This is a genomic window from Paenibacillus xylanexedens (genome assembly GCF_007676705.1).
Taxonomy (GTDB): Bacteria; Bacillota; Bacilli; order Paenibacillales; family Paenibacillaceae; genus Paenibacillus; species Paenibacillus xylanexedens_C.
On the sequence record NZ_VEBF01000092.1, the window covers coordinates 1 to 338 of the forward strand.

The following is a 338-nucleotide window of genomic DNA, read 5'->3' on the forward strand; positions in this document are numbered from 1 at the left end:
GAGACAGATCAGTGGATTCGCAAAAAGCTGATTGAAGAGAGGTATGAAGTGATTGAGACAATGGATGAGGATGACCGGGAGGATATGAAAGAAGAGGTGGGTGATGTGGTGGTGCAGATTTTATTGGATTGGGAGATGGAAGAAGAGGTTGGGAGATTTAATGTGTATGATGTGATGGAAGGGTTGAAGGATAAGGTGATTTTGCGTGATGGACAGGTTTTTGGTGATGATGAGGGGGAAGATGGGAATGAAGGTGTTGAGAAGTGGGAAGAGATGAAGGGAGACGAGAAGAAGGGTAAGGGGGAGGATGAGGAGAAGGTTTGGTTGGTGGAGGGGAT

General features: G+C 46.4%; 1 protein-coding gene. It reads left to right on the forward strand.

Annotated features, from left to right (window positions below):
* Window positions 1-338 (forward strand): MazG nucleotide pyrophosphohydrolase domain-containing protein (locus FS628_RS30255; RefSeq protein WP_313958638.1); only part of this gene is annotated, 338 nt, incomplete at both ends.